At 68.5% G+C, this 15,990-nt stretch carries 13 protein-coding genes; 3 read left to right on the top strand and 10 right to left on the bottom strand.

Annotated features, from left to right (window positions below):
- Window positions 1–53 precede the first annotated feature (53 nt).
- Window positions 54–1,142: a glycosyltransferase gene (locus tag KOE53_RS07740; RefSeq protein ID WP_188058032.1), complete on the top strand. Its 1,089-nt coding sequence runs from the start codon at window positions 54–56 to the stop codon at window positions 1,140–1,142.
- Here the strand turns inward: KOE53_RS07740 and KOE53_RS07735 are convergent.
- The 5 genes from KOE53_RS07735 to KOE53_RS07715 form a co-directional block, all read right to left on the bottom strand.
- Window positions 1,041–1,502, bottom strand: a complete 462-nt coding sequence (locus tag KOE53_RS07735; protein ID WP_188058031.1) for an HNH endonuclease — start codon at window positions 1,500–1,502, stop codon at window positions 1,041–1,043. The two genes, KOE53_RS07740 and KOE53_RS07735, sit on opposite strands and share 102 nt — an antisense overlap.
- Before the next feature lie 11 nt (window positions 1,503–1,513).
- A complete protein-coding gene (gene purE, locus KOE53_RS07730; RefSeq protein ID WP_188045606.1) occupies window positions 1,514–2,035 on the bottom strand; it encodes a 5-(carboxyamino)imidazole ribonucleotide mutase in 522 nt (173 codons plus the stop codon).
- 43 nt (window positions 2,036–2,078) lie between these two features.
- Window positions 2,079–2,522, bottom strand: coding sequence for a DUF1801 domain-containing protein (locus KOE53_RS07725; protein ID WP_188058030.1), 444 nt, complete (start codon window positions 2,520–2,522; stop codon window positions 2,079–2,081).
- Window positions 2,523–2,773: 251 nt separating this feature from the next.
- Window positions 2,774–4,285, bottom strand: a complete 1,512-nt coding sequence (locus KOE53_RS07720) for an APC family permease (RefSeq protein WP_188045604.1) — start codon at window positions 4,283–4,285, stop codon at window positions 2,774–2,776.
- A 120-nt stretch (window positions 4,286–4,405) separates the two neighbouring features.
- Complete coding sequence (locus KOE53_RS07715) at window positions 4,406–5,539, bottom strand: 5-(carboxyamino)imidazole ribonucleotide synthase (protein WP_256434431.1); 1,134 nt, start codon at window positions 5,537–5,539, stop codon at window positions 4,406–4,408.
- Between the two features lie 144 nt (window positions 5,540–5,683).
- Between KOE53_RS07715 and KOE53_RS07710 the strand changes: the two genes are divergently transcribed.
- Together KOE53_RS07710 and KOE53_RS07705 are read left to right on the top strand one after the other, a co-directional pair.
- Window positions 5,684–7,402, top strand: a complete 1,719-nt coding sequence (locus tag KOE53_RS07710) for a DHA2 family efflux MFS transporter permease subunit (RefSeq protein ID WP_188058029.1) — start codon at window positions 5,684–5,686, stop codon at window positions 7,400–7,402.
- Complete coding sequence (locus KOE53_RS07705; protein ID WP_188045601.1) at window positions 7,395–7,919, top strand: MarR family winged helix-turn-helix transcriptional regulator; 525 nt, start codon at window positions 7,395–7,397, stop codon at window positions 7,917–7,919. Before KOE53_RS07710 ends, KOE53_RS07705 begins: the two co-directional genes overlap by 8 nt.
- A gap of 273 nt (window positions 7,920–8,192) precedes the next feature.
- Here KOE53_RS07705 and KOE53_RS07700 read toward each other — a convergent pair whose 3' ends face one another.
- From KOE53_RS07700 to KOE53_RS07680, 5 genes are all read right to left on the bottom strand, one after another.
- Entirely contained in the window at window positions 8,193–9,827 is a 1,635-nt protein-coding gene (locus tag KOE53_RS07700) for an SPFH domain-containing protein (protein WP_188058028.1), read from the bottom strand.
- A 3-nt stretch (window positions 9,828–9,830) separates the two neighbouring features.
- On the bottom strand, window positions 9,831–10,469 hold the full coding sequence (locus tag KOE53_RS07695; protein ID WP_188045599.1) for an NfeD C-terminal domain-containing protein: 639 nt from the start codon (window positions 10,467–10,469) through the stop codon (window positions 9,831–9,833).
- A 96-nt stretch (window positions 10,470–10,565) separates the two neighbouring features.
- Entirely contained in the window at window positions 10,566–14,549 is a 3,984-nt protein-coding gene (gene eccCa, locus KOE53_RS07690) for a type VII secretion protein EccCa (RefSeq protein ID WP_188058027.1), read from the bottom strand.
- A gap of 144 nt (window positions 14,550–14,693) precedes the next feature.
- Window positions 14,694–15,215: a hypothetical protein gene (locus KOE53_RS07685; protein WP_188058026.1), complete on the bottom strand. Its 522-nt coding sequence runs from the start codon at window positions 15,213–15,215 to the stop codon at window positions 14,694–14,696.
- 57 nt (window positions 15,216–15,272) lie between these two features.
- Window positions 15,273–15,989, bottom strand: a complete 717-nt coding sequence (locus tag KOE53_RS07680) for a hypothetical protein (RefSeq protein ID WP_188058025.1) — start codon at window positions 15,987–15,989, stop codon at window positions 15,273–15,275.
- Window position 15,990 lies beyond the last annotated feature (1 nt).

The raw sequence follows: 15,990 nt of genomic DNA, 5'->3' as shown, positions 1-15,990 counted from the left end.
GGGCCATAGACTTGAGATTCAGTCCAGAATCTGTGGAACGAAAGGGGCGAGTGATGGCAACTCTGACCCTCATCGGTGAACCGTTTCCCGATGCGGACCTGGTCGCCAGCCTCACTGCCGTTCAAGATCTCGCGCTTGCCCTCGCAGGGTCGACTCCCCGCGGTTGCGGCGTCGAGATGCTGGTGGGTCGCACGTCGACACCCCCCGAGCTGAATCACCCCAAGCTAGCCGTGCAGCGCATGCAGCTCCCGGCCTCCGCACTCCCGGTGATGTGGCAGAGCGGCACAGCTGCCCGCTCCCTCGACGGCGCACTCGTGCACTCCCTCACCGCAATGGCGCCGCTGCGCTCGCGCGAGGACGACTCGCAGTCGACCGTCACAATCCCTCACGCCCTCCCGTGGGAAGCGCCCGAGTGCATGCCCGGCCAGACCGCGCGCCTCATGCGCGCGTTCACCCGCCGCGCGATGCGCCACGCAGACCTCATCATCACGCCGACCCACGCGGTCGCCGAGGTGCTCCGCGGCGTGTACGGGTCGAACGCCCCGATCCGGGTCGTACCGCTCGCCGCACCCTCGAGCTTCCTGCGCCCGAAAGACGCCGACGCACGCCGCACCGCCCTCGGCCTGCCCGAGCGCTACATCCTGACCTCGGCGTCGCAGGCTGAGCACTGCCGGCTCGACTGGATCTTGGACGCCCTCGAGGCCTCCCCCGAACTTCCCGACCTCGTCGTCCTCGGCACACCTCCCGAGGCGAAAGGCGCCGAAGAGGCGCCCGCGCGCCCGCGGCTTGACGGACGCGTGCACTACGTCTCGGTCGATGAGCAGGACAACGTGGGCGTCGCGATTTCCGGCGCGCTGCTGCTCGTACAGCCGCAGATCTCGGTCGGCTCCGGCTACGTCGAGCACGGCGCGCTCGCCCAGGGCGTCCCGATCCTGCACGCCAGCATCGCGGGTACCGCGGAGATCGCGCTCGACGGCGGCGTCGCCTTCACCGACGCGGCCGACCTGGTGCGCACACTGAACGAGCTCTGCTCGAACGAGTCAGCCCGCGGTCGCCTCGCGCTCCTGGCCGAGGATCGCGGCCGCACCTTCACCTGGCGCAGCACCGCCTGGCACCTCTGGGAACTGCACGCCGACCTCTAGGTCAACCGCAGCCTGCTCGGCGGCACGCAACACCGCGAGCGCCTCCACCCAGCGCCGCAGGAACAGAGGTTCGTCCCGGCGCCGACTGCGCATCCACGACGTCACCTCGCTGTTTGACTTGCTCGCGTTGCACGACCTGCACGCGGGCACCACATTCTCAAGCGTGTACCGGCCGCCGCGCGAGATGGGCAGCACGCAGTCCTTCTGCAGTGCGTCGTCGAGGGCGCCACAATAGGCGCACCCGCCCCACGCCGCGAGAATGTCGTCCCACTGCGCGAGCGTCAGGTCGTTGTCGGCCGCGGCGACCCGCTTCGTCCGCCGGCGCTGGGCGCGAGCGCGACGGCTCTGCGAGACAGCCATGGCCCTGCGGCCTACGCCTCTTCCGCGACCCGCAGCTGCAGAGCGGCGTCCTTCGTCTCGACCATCTCGGCGAGGCCCGCCGCATAGGCGTCCAGCTTCGCGGTCAGTTCAGGGTCACCCGAGCCCAGGATCCGGGCCGCCAGCAGCCCAGCGTTCTTCGCGCCCCCGATCGACACGGTCGCGACCGGGATGCCGCCGGGCATCTGCACGATCGACAGCAGCGAGTCCATACCGTCGAGGCGCGACAGCGGCACGGGCACGCCGATCACGGGGAGGCTCGTCAGCGAAGCGACCATGCCCGGCAGGTGCGCGGCACCGCCGGCGCCGGCGATGATGACGCGCAGCCCGCGGCTCGCCGCCTCGCGGCCGTAGCTCATCATCTTCTCGGGCGTGCGGTGCGCGCTCACGACCTGCACCTCGTGCGGGATGCCAAATTCGCGAAGGGCCGCGACTGCCTCGCTCATCACGTTCCAGTCCGAATCGGACCCCATGATGACGCCGACAAGGGGACTCTGCGTGGTGCGATCGCTCATGGCTCCATCGTAGCGGCGGGGACCGCGCGGGCTGGCGTCATCCTCAACCGACCGCGCGCTTCACCAGCTCGCCGAGGGCCGCCTCGGCCGCCGCGTCCATCTCGGCAAGCGCGTACGAGGTGGGCCACATGCCGCCCGCGACATCAAGATTCGCCGCCGCGCTGAACCCGAAGGTGGAGTACCGCTCCTTGTCGTCAAGCCCACTGCGGAAGAAGCAGACGACCTTGCCCGCCCGCGCATACCCCGGCTGCCCGTAATACAGCTTGGGCGCCAGTTCGGGGGCGGCCTCGCGCACGATCGCGTGTACCCGCTCGGCGAGCTCGCGATCCGGCGACTGCATGGCGGCAATCTTCTCGAGCACCGCCTTCTCCTCCGCGGCCGCCTTCTCGGCGCCCCGCGCCGTGCGGGCCTCGTTCTTGAGCTCCTGCGCCCGCGCCTTCATCGCCGCGCGTTCCTCCGCCGAGAATCCGTTCGTTGTGCCCGCCATGATCTGCCCTTTCGTCGTGGTGACCTGAGTGCTTCCACGCTAGCGAGCATCGGCGTCCCGTGGCTTCTCGATTCGTGATCCGCCCCGCCGCGCCGCGCTCACACTTCCCGGAGCAATCTCACTTCCCGGAGGCCGTGCGCCCCATTTCGGGCTCCGGGAAGTGTGATCGCGCAAAGACCTGCGGCGTTCGGCCCTGTCCGGTCAGCGGGGCCCGCGCCAACCTCTCGCGGGCCCCGCACTTCCAGAGAGCGCTACCGGTGCGTCGGCACCTGCCCCGTCCGGCGGCGGATCTCGTCGGCCACCGCGATGGCGTCGCCCCCGGGGGCGTCCGACTTCCGGTCGGGGCGCGCGACGAACAGGTAGATCAGTCCGGTCACGAGCACGACGAAGAGCCCGATCAGCACCACGTAGTCGGCGAAGAAGTCGCCGCTCGAGCCCGGGGTCGCCAGCAGGTACATCGCGAAGATGCCATACGCCAGCGCGACGACGTTGATGACAAAGCCGAGCGTGCCGAGGTTGAACGGGCCGGCGGGCTTCCACCCCTTGAACCGTTGACGGAGCGCGGCGAGCACGACCATCTGGAACGAGAGGTAGATGCCGAGGATCGCGAATGCGGTAACCGGCACCAGGATGCTGTCGTTCAGGAAAATCAGCACGCAGATCAGGGCCGGCACGGTGCAGGCGACGATGAGGGCGTTGGTGGGCACCTTCGTGCGCTCCGACACCTTCGCGAGCCATACGTGGCCGGGCAGCATGCCGTCCCGCGCGAACGAGTAGAGCAGTCGGCTCGCGGCCGCCTGCAGGCTCAGCACGCACGAGATGAAGGCGATGATCGCGACGACGAGGAAGATCTTCGCCCCAACCGTCCCGAGGCTTGCCTCCAGGATCGCCGGGATCGGGTCGCCCACCTCGCCCGCGACGATCTGCTCGAGGTTTGGGGCCGCAAGTACGTAGCCGCCAAACGAGAAGAGGGCCGACACCATGCCCACGAGAATGGTCATCATCATGGCCTTCGGGATCCTGCGGGCCGGGTCAGACACCTCTTCCGCCACGTCGCCGCACGCCTCGAACCCGTAGAACAGGAAGAGGCCGGCGATCGCTGAGGCGAAGAAGACGGGGATGTACGAGCCGTCGCCCGCGGTGCCCATCGAGTCGAAGAAGATCGAGAAGGGGTGCTCGCGCTTGAAGAGCAGCAGGTACAGGCCGACGCCGATCACCCCGATGAGCTCGGCGAACAGCCCAATGCGGGCGATCCTGGCGAGTGACTTCGTGCCCGTGAAGTTGATCGCGAGCGCGAGCAGTAGCAGGCCGAGCGAGGTGAGCAGACCGACGAGCGGCGTGACCTCGATGCCGAGCAGGCTCGCGACGAAGCCCGCACCGAACTCGGCCACCGCGGTGATCGTCACGATGAGGGCCCAGATGTACACCCAGGCGGCCATCCATGCGTAGCGCTTGCCCCAGAGTCGCCGCGCCCACGGGTAGATCCCCCCGTGAATCGGGTACTGCGAGACCACCTCGCCAAACACCACCGAGACGGTGAGCTGGCCGGCGCCGACGATGACGATCCACCAGATCGAGGGTGGGCCACCCGTCGCGAGTGCGACCGCGAACAGCGAGTAGACGCCCACGAGGGGCGAGAGATAGGTGAAGCCCAGGGCGAAGTTCGCCCAGAGACTCATGGAGCGATCGAACTTGCCTTCATAGCCGAGCACGGCGAGGTGATCGGCGTCACCCAGGTGCTCTGTTTCGCGTGGAGACGTCATTGTCCCATTCCCTTCGGATCATTGCAGACCCGGGCCGAACTACCGCCCGTGGCGCCAGCATAGGGGTATTTCGGGCGAAATACGTATCAGAAATGCCGGATCAGCCCCGCATTCCCGGACCTACTTGAACGCGTCGGCCGCCGCGTTCGCCTCGGCCCGCACCGTGGCGAGATCCTGCCCGGTCACCGTGACGTGCCCGACCTTGCGGCCCGGCCGCGGCGTCTTGTCGTAGCTGTGGACCTTCGCACGCGGGTGTGCGGCGAGCGCGGACGGGTAGCGCAGCGCCATCGTGCCCTCGGCGGGGCCGCCGAGCACATTTACCATGACGGCGGCGGGCGCGGTCATCGAGGTGTCGCCGAGCGGGAGGTCGGCGACCGCGCGCAGGTGCTGCTCGAACTGGCTGGTGACCGATCCCTCGATCGAGAAGTGGCCCGAGTTGTGCGGGCGCATGGCGAGCTCGTTCACGAGCACGCGGCCGTCGGCCGTCTCGAACATTTCGACCGCGAGCACGCCAGTCACTCCGACGCCCTCCGCGACGATGGCGCCGATCCTGGCCGCTTCGTCGAGGGTTGCGGGGTTCGCGACGGGTGCGGGCGCGAGCACTTCCGAGCACACGCCGTCCAGCTGCACCGTCTCGACGACGGGCCAGGCGCGCACCTCGCCGCTCGGTCGGCGGGCGACGAGCTGCGAGAGTTCGCGGGTGAAATCGACGAGCTCTTCGGCGAGCAGCTGACCGCCCCGGCCGTCCTCGTCAAGCGCGGTGAACCAGTCGCGGGCCTCGACCGCCGAGGCAACGACGCGCACGCCCTTGCCGTCATAGCCACCGCGGGCCGTCTTCACGACCGCGCGTCCGCCGCGCTCAGCGAGGAATGCGTCGAGCTCCTGCTCATCGGCGACCGCGGCCCATGCGGGCACGGGGACGCCGAGCTCGGTGAGCTTCTCGCGCATCAAGATCTTGTCCTGGGCAAACTGCAGGGCGCCGGGCCGCGGGTGCACAGGGACTCCGCGTCGCTCGAGCTCGAGCAGGATCTCCTGCGGCACGTGCTCGTGGTCAAAGGTGATCACGTCGACGGTCTCGGCGAAGGCATAGACGGTCTCAGGATCGCGGTAGTCGCCGACCGCATCGGCCGCACGGGCGGCGCTCGAGCCGTCGACCTCGGCGAGCACGCTGATGCCTAAGCCGAGGTTGATCGCCGGGGGGATCATCATTCGCGCAAGCTGTCCGCCGCCGATTACGCCGATCTTCGTGGTCACGTGTCTCCCTCGTGCGCGACCGCCAGGATCGCGGCGCCTGCCACTATTCTGCCGCATCCGGGATCAGTTGACTTTCATCAACCAATTGCCCTATAGTTGATGTTTATCAACGAATTACGCCGCGTCGAAGGATCCCACCCCCGAATGCCACGCACCTCCCCCGCTACCGCCGCCGCTGCGGCCCCCGCCGCACACGACGGGCTGCTGCACGGCCGCGCCAAGAACGCCGCCCTCGCCGCCATCTTCCTCAGCATCTTCGTTTCGATGCTCGCATCGACGGTCGTCGGCTCGTCTATGCCACTCATCATCGCCGACCTCGGCGGCGGCCAGGCGGCCTACACCTGGGTGATCACGGCGACCATGCTCGCCACCGCGATCTCGACCCCCATCTGGGGCAAGCTCGCCGACCTCAGCAGCAAGAAGCTCCTGCTGCAGCTCGCGCTCGTCATCTTCACCCTCGGCACCATCCTCGCCGGCTTCGCCCCTGACGCGAACTGGCTCATCGGCTTCCGCGTACTCCAGGGCCTCGGCGGCGGCGGCCTCGCAGCCCTCGGCCAGATCGTCATGGCCGACATCATCAGCCCGCGCGACCGCGGCAAGTACATGGGCGTCATGGGCGCCGTCATGGCCGTCCCGACAATCGGCGGGCCGCTGCTCGGCGGCGTCATCACCGACGCGTTCGGGTGGCGCTGGAACTTCTTCGTCTCCGTCCCGGTCGCAATCGTCGCCATCATCATCCTGCAGAAGTCGCTGCACCTCGTGACACTCAAACGCAAGGTGAAGATCGACTACCTCGGCGCGGTCCTCATCTCCGCCGGGTTCTCGAGCCTGCTCATCTGGGCCACCCTGGGGGGCACCCAGTTCGACTGGTGGTCGTGGCAGACCCTCGCGATGGCGGGTGGCGGCGTCGCCGTGCTCATCGCCGCCGTATTCGTCGAACTGACCGTCGAAGAGCCGATGATTCCGCTCACCCTGTTCAAGAACCGCACCTTCACGATGGCCGTCATCGCGAGCCTCGCGGTGGGCGTCGCCATGTTCGGCACCGCGATCTTCCTCGGCCAGTACATGCAGCTTGCCCGCGGCAAGACCCCGACCGAGTCGGGCCTGCTCACCATTCCGATGATGCTCGGCCTGCTGGTCGCGTCGACCATCGTCGGCCAGGTCATCTCGCGCACCGGGAAGTGGAAGCGGTACGTCGTGCTGGGTGCGATCCTGATGGGCATCGGCCTCGCGCTGATGGGTCAGCTGCGCTCCGACACCTCGTTCTGGTACGTGGGCGTATCGATGGCCGTGCTCGGCGCCGGCGTCGGCATGTGCATGCAGAACCTCGTGCTCATCGTGCAGAACACCGTCGCACCCACCGAGATCGGCGTCGCTAGCTCGTCCGTCACCTTCTTCCGCACGATCGGCGGCACCGCCGGGATGTCCGTGCTGGGCGCCATGCTCGGCACGCAGGTCATCGACTTCATCGCCTCGGGCCTGAAGCACCTTGCCCCCGCGCAGCTTGCGGGCGTCGAGGCGCTCAAGGGCGGCGGCATCCCGAAGATTGCGGAGCTTCCCCTGCCCATCCGCGAGGTGGTCGAGGCGGCATACGGGCACGCGATCGGCGACATCTTCCTGGCCGCCGTGCCGCTCGCCCTCGTCGCACTGATCGCGATCATCTTCCTGCCGAACATCCCCCTCGGCAACAAGACGACCTCGCAATTGCTCGCCGAGAAGGAGCGGTCGCGCGTCGCAGCCGCCGAGCAGACGCTCGTCGAAACCGGGCTTTCCGCGAATGGCGAGTTCGTGATGACCGGATCAATTCCCGTTCAGGCGCGTGCCGCACGTACAGACTCGGGTAACGTCGACTCTCGTGACTAAGCCCGAGCGGGACCACCCGCACGACCCGATCCTCGACGTGATCGCCGAGTTCTCCGAGACGTTCTCGTTCATCCGCACGCGGTGGACCGAGTTCACGGAGCAGCTGCACCCCGAGCTGTCGGGCGGATCGATCTTCGTGCTGCAGGTAATCCTCAAGAAGGGTCCGATCACGGCGACCGAGATCGGGCACCGGCTGCGCATGGACAAAGCGATGATCAGCCGGCAGGTAGCGCTGCTGCGCAAGCTCGAGTTGGTGGATGCGCAGGCCGCGGCCGAGGATCGCCGGGTCACGCTGCTTACCGGCACCGAGCTGGCGCGCACGCGGCTCGACGAGGTGCGGAGCCAGATGTCGGAGCAGTACCGCCAGCGCTTCGCTGACTGGGGCGCCGAGGACATCGTGCAGCTGCGCGACCTGCTGCGGCGGTTCAACGGCAGCGCCGACTTCTTCGAGGACTCGGCTTCGCCATCTGCCCGGTGCACGCCGGGGCATGTGGCTCAGGATCCCGCTTCCTCGTAAACGCGGCGGCGCCCAAGGCGGCGCCCAAGCCGGCGGCCAGCCGGCGCCCCAAGCCGGCGCCCGGCGGCTCTCGCGGCCTTTCACTCAATAGTAGATCTGCGTTGAATAGTACGAATTCGGGCGATTTGGTGAGTTCTGGGGCGAATCTACTATCGGGTGAAAGGCGGCGCCGCCGCGGCGACCACATTGCCCAGGGCACGCACCACAGGATCCTCCCCCAAACGCAGCAGCGCCCCACCTCCGCCGAGGTGGGGCGCTGCTGCGTAGTGAGCGCTACTCTGCCGCAGCCCCCGCCGCGTCAGCGGCGTGATCGCCGAGCGACGACGCCGATTCGCCCAGTCGTGCCGCCGAGGAACCCAGCGACGAAGCAGACGTCGCCGCCGAGCTCGACACCGTGCCGACGCTGTCGGCGAGCGAGTCGGCCGCGCGCGCGACCGAGCCCGAAGCCTCGGCCAGCTCGCGGGCAGCCCCCGCCCCCGCATCAGCGAAGTCAGCGCCCGAGCCGCGCGACGCACGGCCAGCGGCCGCACCCGTCGCGGCGCCGGCGGTGACGCCGTTCAGCATGCCGACGAGATCAATGCCGACCGTGTCGCGCGCCATGTCGAGCAGGCCCTTGATGTTGCCCATCGCGTCGGCCGCCACCTTCGAGGTGCCGTCGGCCGAAACCACGGTCATGGTGTCGATCGCGCCGATTGCCTCGGCGTACTTGCCGGCAATCTCGGGCAGCAGGTGGATGAGCTCCTGTGCGAGCACCGCTTCCGACTGCGTCTCGAGCGCGCGACCGCGTGCGTCGATCGCGGCAGCCTCGGCCTCACCCTTGGCGCGGATGGCACGGGCCTCGGCCTCACCCTCGGCCGCGAGGGCCTCGGCGTTGGCGATACGAGCCGAGCGGCTCGCGAGGCCCTCGCGCTCGACGGCCTGCGCGCGACCCTCGGCGGCGGAGATCGCCGCAGCCGCGTCGGCCTTTGCGAGCGCCTCGAGGCGGAAGGCCTCGGCCTCGGCGACGGCGCGGACGTCGGCGTTGAGCTTTTCGGTGCGCAGAGCGACCTCGCGCTTGGCGGTGATCTCCTCCTGCGCGACGATGGCCTGGCGCTGGATCGCGTCCTCAAGCGGCGACGCGGCCTCTGCCTGCGCGGCGGCCTTGTCGGTCTCGGCCTGGATCTCGGCCTGGCGCAACTTCAGCTCTCGGTTGCGGTCGAGCAGCACCTTCTGGGTGTTGATCTTCGCCTCTTCCGACGCCTGGTAGGCGTTGGTCTCGGCGATGTCGGCCTGCTGGCGCACCTTGGCCGCCTCGGGGCGACCGATGTTCACGATGTAGTCCGAGCCGTCCCGGATCTCCTGGATCTGCAGCGTATCGACGACGAGGCCCTGCTTCGTCAGCGCCTCTTCGGCCGCCTCGAGCACGTTCTGCGCGACGACGGCGCGATCCCGAATGATCTGCAGCACGGTGAGGCCGCCGATGATGGAACGCAGCGAACCCGACAGCACCTCCTGCGTCGACTCGTCGATCTCGTCGGAGTTCGAGAGGAAGCGCTGGGCGGCGGCGCGAATCATCTCCTGCGTACCACCGACCTTGACGACGGCGACGGCCTGCGCCTGAATGGTGATGCCGTCGGTGGTCTGTGCTTCAGTCGTGATCGCGAGGCGACGCGAGCGCAGTGAGATCGAGAACGACTTCTGAATGAACGGCACCACGAACACGCCGCCGCCGGTGACGACCTTCTGGCCCGACAGGTCGTGCGACACCGAGCCGTCGGGTTCGGTGACCCGCTTGCCCTTGCCGCCCGTGACGATGATCGCCTCGTCGGGCTTGGCGATGCGGTACCGCTTGATGATGACGAGCGCGATGAGCACGATCGCGATAATCGCGCCGAACACACCCACGATCGAGGGAGTCGCTAAGAACATGTATTAGTTCCTTTCGGGGTGGGGGTCTGTGGGGTCGGCCGGGTCGGCACTCTCGGCCTCGCTGGCGGCAGGATCCGCGCCGGCGGCGGGATCCTGTTCGAGCGGGGCGGCCACCAGCGGCTCGACCAGCACCGAGGTCGGCGTGAGGGACTCGACGATGCGCACGCGGGCGCCGCGTTCGAGTGGCAGCTCGGCGCACGCCGACAGCGAGACGCGCTCGCCGTGGCGGGTGAGGGCGATCTCGCCGAAGCGGCTGCCGCCGGGGATGGCGAGCACGACCGAGGCCTCGAGCCCCGCGAGCTCGCCGCTCGACACGGCGGTCGACGACTCGGCGCTGCGCACGAAGCGCGACAGCCACCACGCGAGCCCGCCGCCGATCATGCCGGCGACCGCGCCGAGCGTGCCGGCGAGCGGGGGCGCGACCCCGGCCCCGACCAGCGCGAAGGCACTGAAGCCGAAGATCGCGGTGAACGCCGAGATGGTGGTGAGGCTCAGCGGCCCGTCGCCAAAGTCGAACGCCTCAAAGATGCCGTCGAGCAGCAGCGAAATAAGCAGCAGCACGGCGCCGGCGATGCCGATCAGCAGGAAGACACCACCCGACACGACCGAGCCATTAAGCAGCCCCTGGATCCAGTCCATCATGATGGGCTCCTCCCGCCGGTGGTTGTGTGGCCTATGAGGAGTCTATCGGGCAGGGCCGACGCCGGGCTGGGGCGATACTCCCCGGTCCGGATCCTGTCAGAGCCCGCTCTCGTGCGCCGTCGGCACGTACGCGAGCTGCGCAATCTGGTGCCCGCGAGCGCGCGAGACGACCTGCGCACGACCGGGCGCACTCGGCATCGCCTTGACCTTCGCGATCAGCTGGCCCTCTTCCGGGCTGCCGCTGAGCAGGATCCCGGTGACGCCGAGGTCGGTCATGCCCTGCAGGATCGGGTCGTACGCCGCGCGCGACGCCCCACCCGTGCGGCGCGTGACGATGACGTGCAGGCCGACGTCGCTCGCCTGCGCGAGCAGCTGCGCGAGGGGCGCCGCCGGGTTGCCCTGCTGGTTCGCGACGAGGTCGTAGTCGTCGATCAGCACGAAGCCCTCGGCTCCCGTCCACCAGCTGCGGTTGCGCAGCTCGGCGGCGGTGACGTTTGGGCCGGGCAGGCGGCCGCGGAAGAACTCGACAAGCTGCGCGATAGCGCCACTCGCCTGTTCCGCGCTCGTCACGTACGCGCCGAGGTAATCTTCCGGGATCTCGCCGAGGTGCGCGCGACGGTAGTCGATCATGAAGATGCGGGCCTGGCCTGGCTCGTAGCGGCGCGTAATTTCGTGGACGAGGCCGCGCAGCATCGAGGACTTGCCCGAGCCGGAGTCGCCGTAGAGGAAGAGGTGCTGTTCGAGCGTCGGGTCGATGCCGACGGGCGCGAGCTCTGCCTCGTCGAGGCCGAGCAGCAGCTGGTTCGGGTTGGCGGCGGGGTGGGCCTGCAGCTCGGCGAGCGGCAGCACCTGGGGCAGGAGGCGCAGCTTGGGGCCGGGCTCGCGCTGCCACGCGCTGATGACCTTCTCGACGAGGTCGTCGACGCCGTCGACCAGTGTCTCGGGCGTGGTTTCGCCGTCGATGCGGGGCAGGGCGGTGAGCATCTGCAGGCCGCTCGGGTCGAGGCCGCGGCCGGGCAGGGCGCTGACGTTGCCGGCGGCCTTGCGGCCGATCTCGGAATCGCCGGCGTCGCCGAGGCGCAGCTCGATCTTGCCGCCCATGAGGTCTTTCATCGCGGGGCGAATCTCGAGCCAGCGGTTCGCGGTGATGATCACGTGAATGCCGAAGCTCAGGCCCCGGGCCGCGATCTCTTGCACCGCAACCTCGAGGCTTTCGTAGTCCGCCCGCATCGTGGCCCAGCCGTCGACGACGAGGAAAATATCGCCGTAGCCGTCGTCGACGACGCCCTGCGCGCGACGGGTGCGGTACGTGTCGATCGAGTCGATGCCCTGCTCACGGAAGTACGCCTCTCGCGCGTTGAGCAGCGAGGTGATCTCGGCGACGGTGCGGCGAATGACCTCGGGCTCGCCGCGGGTCGCGAGGCCCGCGAGGTGCGGCAGGTTGCGCAGACCAGCAAAGCTGCCGCCGAAGTCGATCGCGAAGACCTGCACCTCGTGCGGGGTGTGCGTGAGCGCGAGAGCCGCGACGAGCGTGCGCGCGGCCGTGCTCTTGCCCGCGAGCGGAGCGCCGACGATCGCGACGTGGCCGGCCGCACCCGAGAGGTCGAGGGTGAGCAGGTCGCGACGCTGCTGCGCCGGGACGTCGACCATGCCGATGGGCACGGTGAGGCGGCGGTGCGCGCGCCAGCGCGGCGCGTGCAGGCCGAGGTCGTAGCTGACGCTGAGCTCGCCGAGCAGCTGGTCGAGGGTCGCGGGCGTCTCGAGCGGCGGCAGCCACACCTGGTGGGCGGCGGGGCCGAGGCCGGCCATGCTCGACACGGCGAGCTCGAAGACGCTGCGCTTCTCTTCCGGCTGCTGCGCGGCGGCCTCGGCCGCGGCACGTTCCGCGGCGGCCGACGCTGCTGCGCCCTCTTCTTCAGGATCAGTGAGGCCCTGCGGCGCCGCGGTGAACTGCGTGATCCTGGTGGCGGCGAGTGCGCCGGAGGCGCCGGATCCTGCGGTGACTGCACGTCGTGCGGGCGGCGGACCCGAGACGTAGGCGGCGCGGAACTGCGTGAGGTTTTCGTCGCTGCCGACCTTGAGCAGGCCGCCACCGGGCTCTTGAGGCAGGTGGTACGCGTCGGGTACGCCGATGACGGTGCGCGACTCGGCGGCGGAGAAGGTGCGCAGGCCAATCCGGTACGAGAGGTGCGTGTCGAGGCCCTTGAGGCGCGACTCTTCGAGGCGCTGTGACGCGAGCAGCAGGTGGACGTGCAGCGAGCGGCCGAGGCGGCCGATGGCGACGAACGACTCGACGAACTCGGGCTTCGCGCTCAAGAGCTCGGAGAACTCGTCGGCAACGATCAGCAGCGCGGGCAGCGGCGCGAGGTCGGTACGGCCGCCGCGGCGGGCCTTCTCGTACTCACCGACGTTGACGAAGTTGCCGGCCGAGCGCAGCAGCTCCTGGCGGCGCACCATCTCGCCCTGCAGGGCGTCCTGCATGCGGTCGACGAGGCTGATCTCGTCGCCGAGGTTGGTGATGATCGCCGAGACGTGGGGCATGTCGGCCATGCCGGCGAACGTCGCGCCGCCCTTGAAGTCGACGAGCACGAAGTTCAGCTGCTCGGGAGAGTGGGTGAGGGCGAGAGAGAGCACGAGGGTGCGCAGCACCTCGGACTTGCCCGAGCCGGTCGCGCCGATGATGAGGCCGTGGGGGCCCATTCCCTGCGAGGCCGACTCTTTCAAGTCCAGGATCAGCGGAGCGCCGTTCGTGTCTTGGCCGATCGGCACGCGCAGGCGGTCGCGCTCGGGCAGATAGCGCCACTGCTGCGTGAAGTCGAGGTCTCGCACGTCGGGCAGACCGAGCAGCTCGGTGAGCTCCATCTGCTTGTTGCTCGCGCGGCTGACGGGGCCGTTGCCACCGACCTCGCGGTGCAGCGGCGCGAGGCGCCGGGCGACGGCCTCGGCCTCGACGACGGTCATGTGATCCGGGGTGATAGTCTGCTGGTGGCGAGAGCCCTCGGCGACCTCAGCGGTGCCGGCGCCGAGCGAGATGCGCACGACCGAGGGGTCGTCGTTGTCGTCCCAGCTCGACGGCAGGTCGAGCACGGTCACACCCTGCAGCCCGCCGGCAAACACAGGATCGGTGGGAGAGACCTTCGCGCCGTCAACGATGACGAGCACGTGCGGGGTAGTGACGGGGGCGTCGAGTACGAAGCGGGGGCGCTCGCGCAGGCTGGCGGGCAGCATGCCGAGCAGGGTGGCCGTGTCCGAGCCGATCATGCGGGCGGGGCCGAGCGAATCGCGCAGGCGCGGCGACTGCGCGTGCGGCAGCCACTTCGCCCACTCCCAGTGAGGCAGCGAGTCGGGGCTCGCGGCCACGACGATCAGCAGCTCTTCGGGGCTCTGCATCGTCGCGAGGTGGGTGACGAGGCTGCGGGCCAGTCCGCGAATGTGCTCGAGGTCGTCGCCGACGATCTGCACGCTCGTGTGGCTCGAGAGGCGCAGGAACGTCGGCAGTTCGGGCTGGTTCTCGTGGGTGGCGATGAAGCGGTGCGCGGCGGTCGTCGCGACCGGGTCGAGCTGGGCGATGGGCGGCAGCTCGGGCGCCTCGAGGCGCAGGCACAGCGGCTGCTCGCTCGTGCCGACGCGCACTGTGAGGTGGTCGTCGTCCGAAACGTCGCGCTCCCAGACGCGCGTGCCGTCCTCGACGAGGTAGCTCAGGGTTTCGGGGGCGGGGTAGCGCCAGTTGCGCTCACGGCGCTGGGCCTTGGCCGCGGTGCGCACGGTCTGGCGCAGCTCGGTCAGGTAGGCGAGATACTCGCGGCGGTTGCCGAGAATGGTGGCCTGGCGCTGGGCGCGCTGGCGCCAGCCGTTCACAAAGACGAAGCCGAGCGCCGAGACGAGGAACATGCCACCGGTCAGCCAGCCCGTGGGGCCGGCGTTGCTGACCGAGACCATGATGATGGCGCCGACGCTGCCGAGCATGGGCAGCATCGAGGTGAGCATGCTGCTGCCGCCGTCTGCCGCCTCGATCTCGGGCGGCGCCTGGACGGCGACGTTGCCCGAGGGCACGCGAGGTGGCGCAAGACGACTACTCATCGATGTGACTCCCTCTCGCGCTCGTTGGTGCGGCGCTGACGTAGGTCAATCCTAATGCGGGGGTGGAATCCGTCGACGCAGGGTCAGGCTCTCCGGTAGCAGCACGTTCCTCGCATCAAAGTGAGGCTCAACTGGCCCTTCAACTCATCGCTGCACTGTCGTAGCTGCGAGCTGGTACTGGTAGAGCTGCACGGCACCGGCCGCGCCATACTTCCGTTCGACGATGGACAGCTTGCGCCCCGCGTCGAACAGGAACCCGGCGAGGGGCGCGCACACCAGCACCGTGCACCCGAAGAGAAAACTCGATCCGATCGGGTCTCTGTCTCCGGTCACCACCTGAATAATCAGAGAAAGGATCGCTGCACCAATGAACGCCAGCACGCCGGGAGCAACAATGCCGACGAGCGCTTTGACCCGCAAGTTGCGTTCCATCGGAAACGCTCGTACCGCCGAGTTCGTGAAGATCACCTGCATCACGGCGGAGAGGAGTACACCGAGGAAGCCAAGAATAATCGGTACTCTGGCACCCCAGCCCGTGCCGTACATCCCCGAGAAGGTCAAATACGCCAGCAACCCGAGGCCTGCAACACCGAGCAATACCCACGCGAAGACTGCTGCGAGGTCGAGCACGCGCTTGACTTTGGCGATATCCGGATCAGGGTTCACTGGTGCTCCTTGGAAACATTCATTCTCGTTCACCGCGCGCTACGCGAAGGTGGGGTGCTACTTGACGAGCACTGGCCAGGGGTCGGCCAGACTCTCATGGACGTCTTCCGCGAGCCGCTTCGCGTCCTCGGCGAACTGCTCGAGATCAGAGATCTCGGTCGCAAACAGATCCCAAACGCTCTTCACCGCCCCAATCACCGAGATAATCAACCCGATAATCCCGAGAGGGGTGAGCGGCGGCACCAAAGCGAGAGCGCTCACGACCGCGCCAGCCAGCGACAGCAGGAAGTTGACGAAGCCATTGATGATGTTGCCCCAGAAATTATCGATGGCTCCGGCGTGATCCTCAAGCGCTCGACCCATCAGTTTGGCGCTGGATTTGACCTGGGCGATCGCTTCGCTCTGATCGGAGATGGCCTGCGCATACTGGGTAGCAGACGGGCCGACCCACGTCGAGTCTGCACGCAGCTGCGCGGCACTCACGACTTTCGAAGACTCCTCGAGTAGCTCGACGGTCTTGGTACTCCACGTCTCAGCAAGCTCACGCAGTGCCCCGGGGTCACCAAGGCCATAACCAAAGACTTCGGCGCAACGGTCGAAGAACGCCTGAGCCACGTCGCAGAATTCGTTCCACTTCTTGTACACATCGCCCAGCAAATCCCTCAGGAACGCGGGAACCAGCTGCAGGGCGGAGTTCACGGCCCCGGTAAGTTTCGCAATCTCATCCGAGCACTTGTCGAGTGTCTGGACTGCTTGGAAGGCCTGTGCGGTCATG

Origin of the sequence: Leucobacter sp. CX87 (genome assembly GCF_018682295.1) — a bacterium.
Classification (GTDB): Bacteria; Actinomycetota; Actinomycetes; order Actinomycetales; family Microbacteriaceae; genus Cx-87.
Note: the sequence above shows the minus strand (reverse complement) of the source record. Positions and strands in the feature narration are given on the sequence as shown.

What these genes read in the sequence shown, in the direction of transcription:
- KOE53_RS07720 (WP_188045604.1), bottom strand. Translation starts at nt 4,285, where the DNA reads ATGACGTCTCCACGCGAAACAGAGCACCTGGGTGACGCCGATCACCTC.
- KOE53_RS07680 (WP_188058025.1), bottom strand. Translation starts at nt 15,989, where the DNA reads ATGACCGCACAGGCCTTCCAAGCAGTCCAGACACTCGACAAGTGCTCG.
- KOE53_RS07695 (WP_188045599.1), bottom strand. Translation starts at nt 10,469, where the DNA reads ATGATGGACTGGATCCAGGGGCTGCTTAATGGCTCGGTCGTGTCGGGT.
- KOE53_RS07700 (WP_188058028.1), bottom strand. Translation starts at nt 9,827, where the DNA reads ATGTTCTTAGCGACTCCCTCGATCGTGGGTGTGTTCGGCGCGATTATC.
- eccCa (WP_188058027.1), bottom strand. Translation starts at nt 14,549, where the DNA reads ATGAGTAGTCGTCTTGCGCCACCTCGCGTGCCCTCGGGCAACGTCGCC.
- purE (WP_188045606.1), bottom strand. Translation starts at nt 2,035, where the DNA reads ATGAGCGATCGCACCACGCAGAGTCCCCTTGTCGGCGTCATCATGGGG.
- KOE53_RS07725 (WP_188058030.1), bottom strand. Translation starts at nt 2,522, where the DNA reads ATGGCGGGCACAACGAACGGATTCTCGGCGGAGGAACGCGCGGCGATG.
- KOE53_RS07710 (WP_188058029.1), top strand. Translation starts at nt 5,684, where the DNA reads ATGCCACGCACCTCCCCCGCTACCGCCGCCGCTGCGGCCCCCGCCGCA.
- KOE53_RS07740 (WP_188058032.1), top strand. Translation starts at nt 54, where the DNA reads ATGGCAACTCTGACCCTCATCGGTGAACCGTTTCCCGATGCGGACCTG.
- KOE53_RS07735 (WP_188058031.1), bottom strand. Translation starts at nt 1,502, where the DNA reads ATGGCTGTCTCGCAGAGCCGTCGCGCTCGCGCCCAGCGCCGGCGGACG.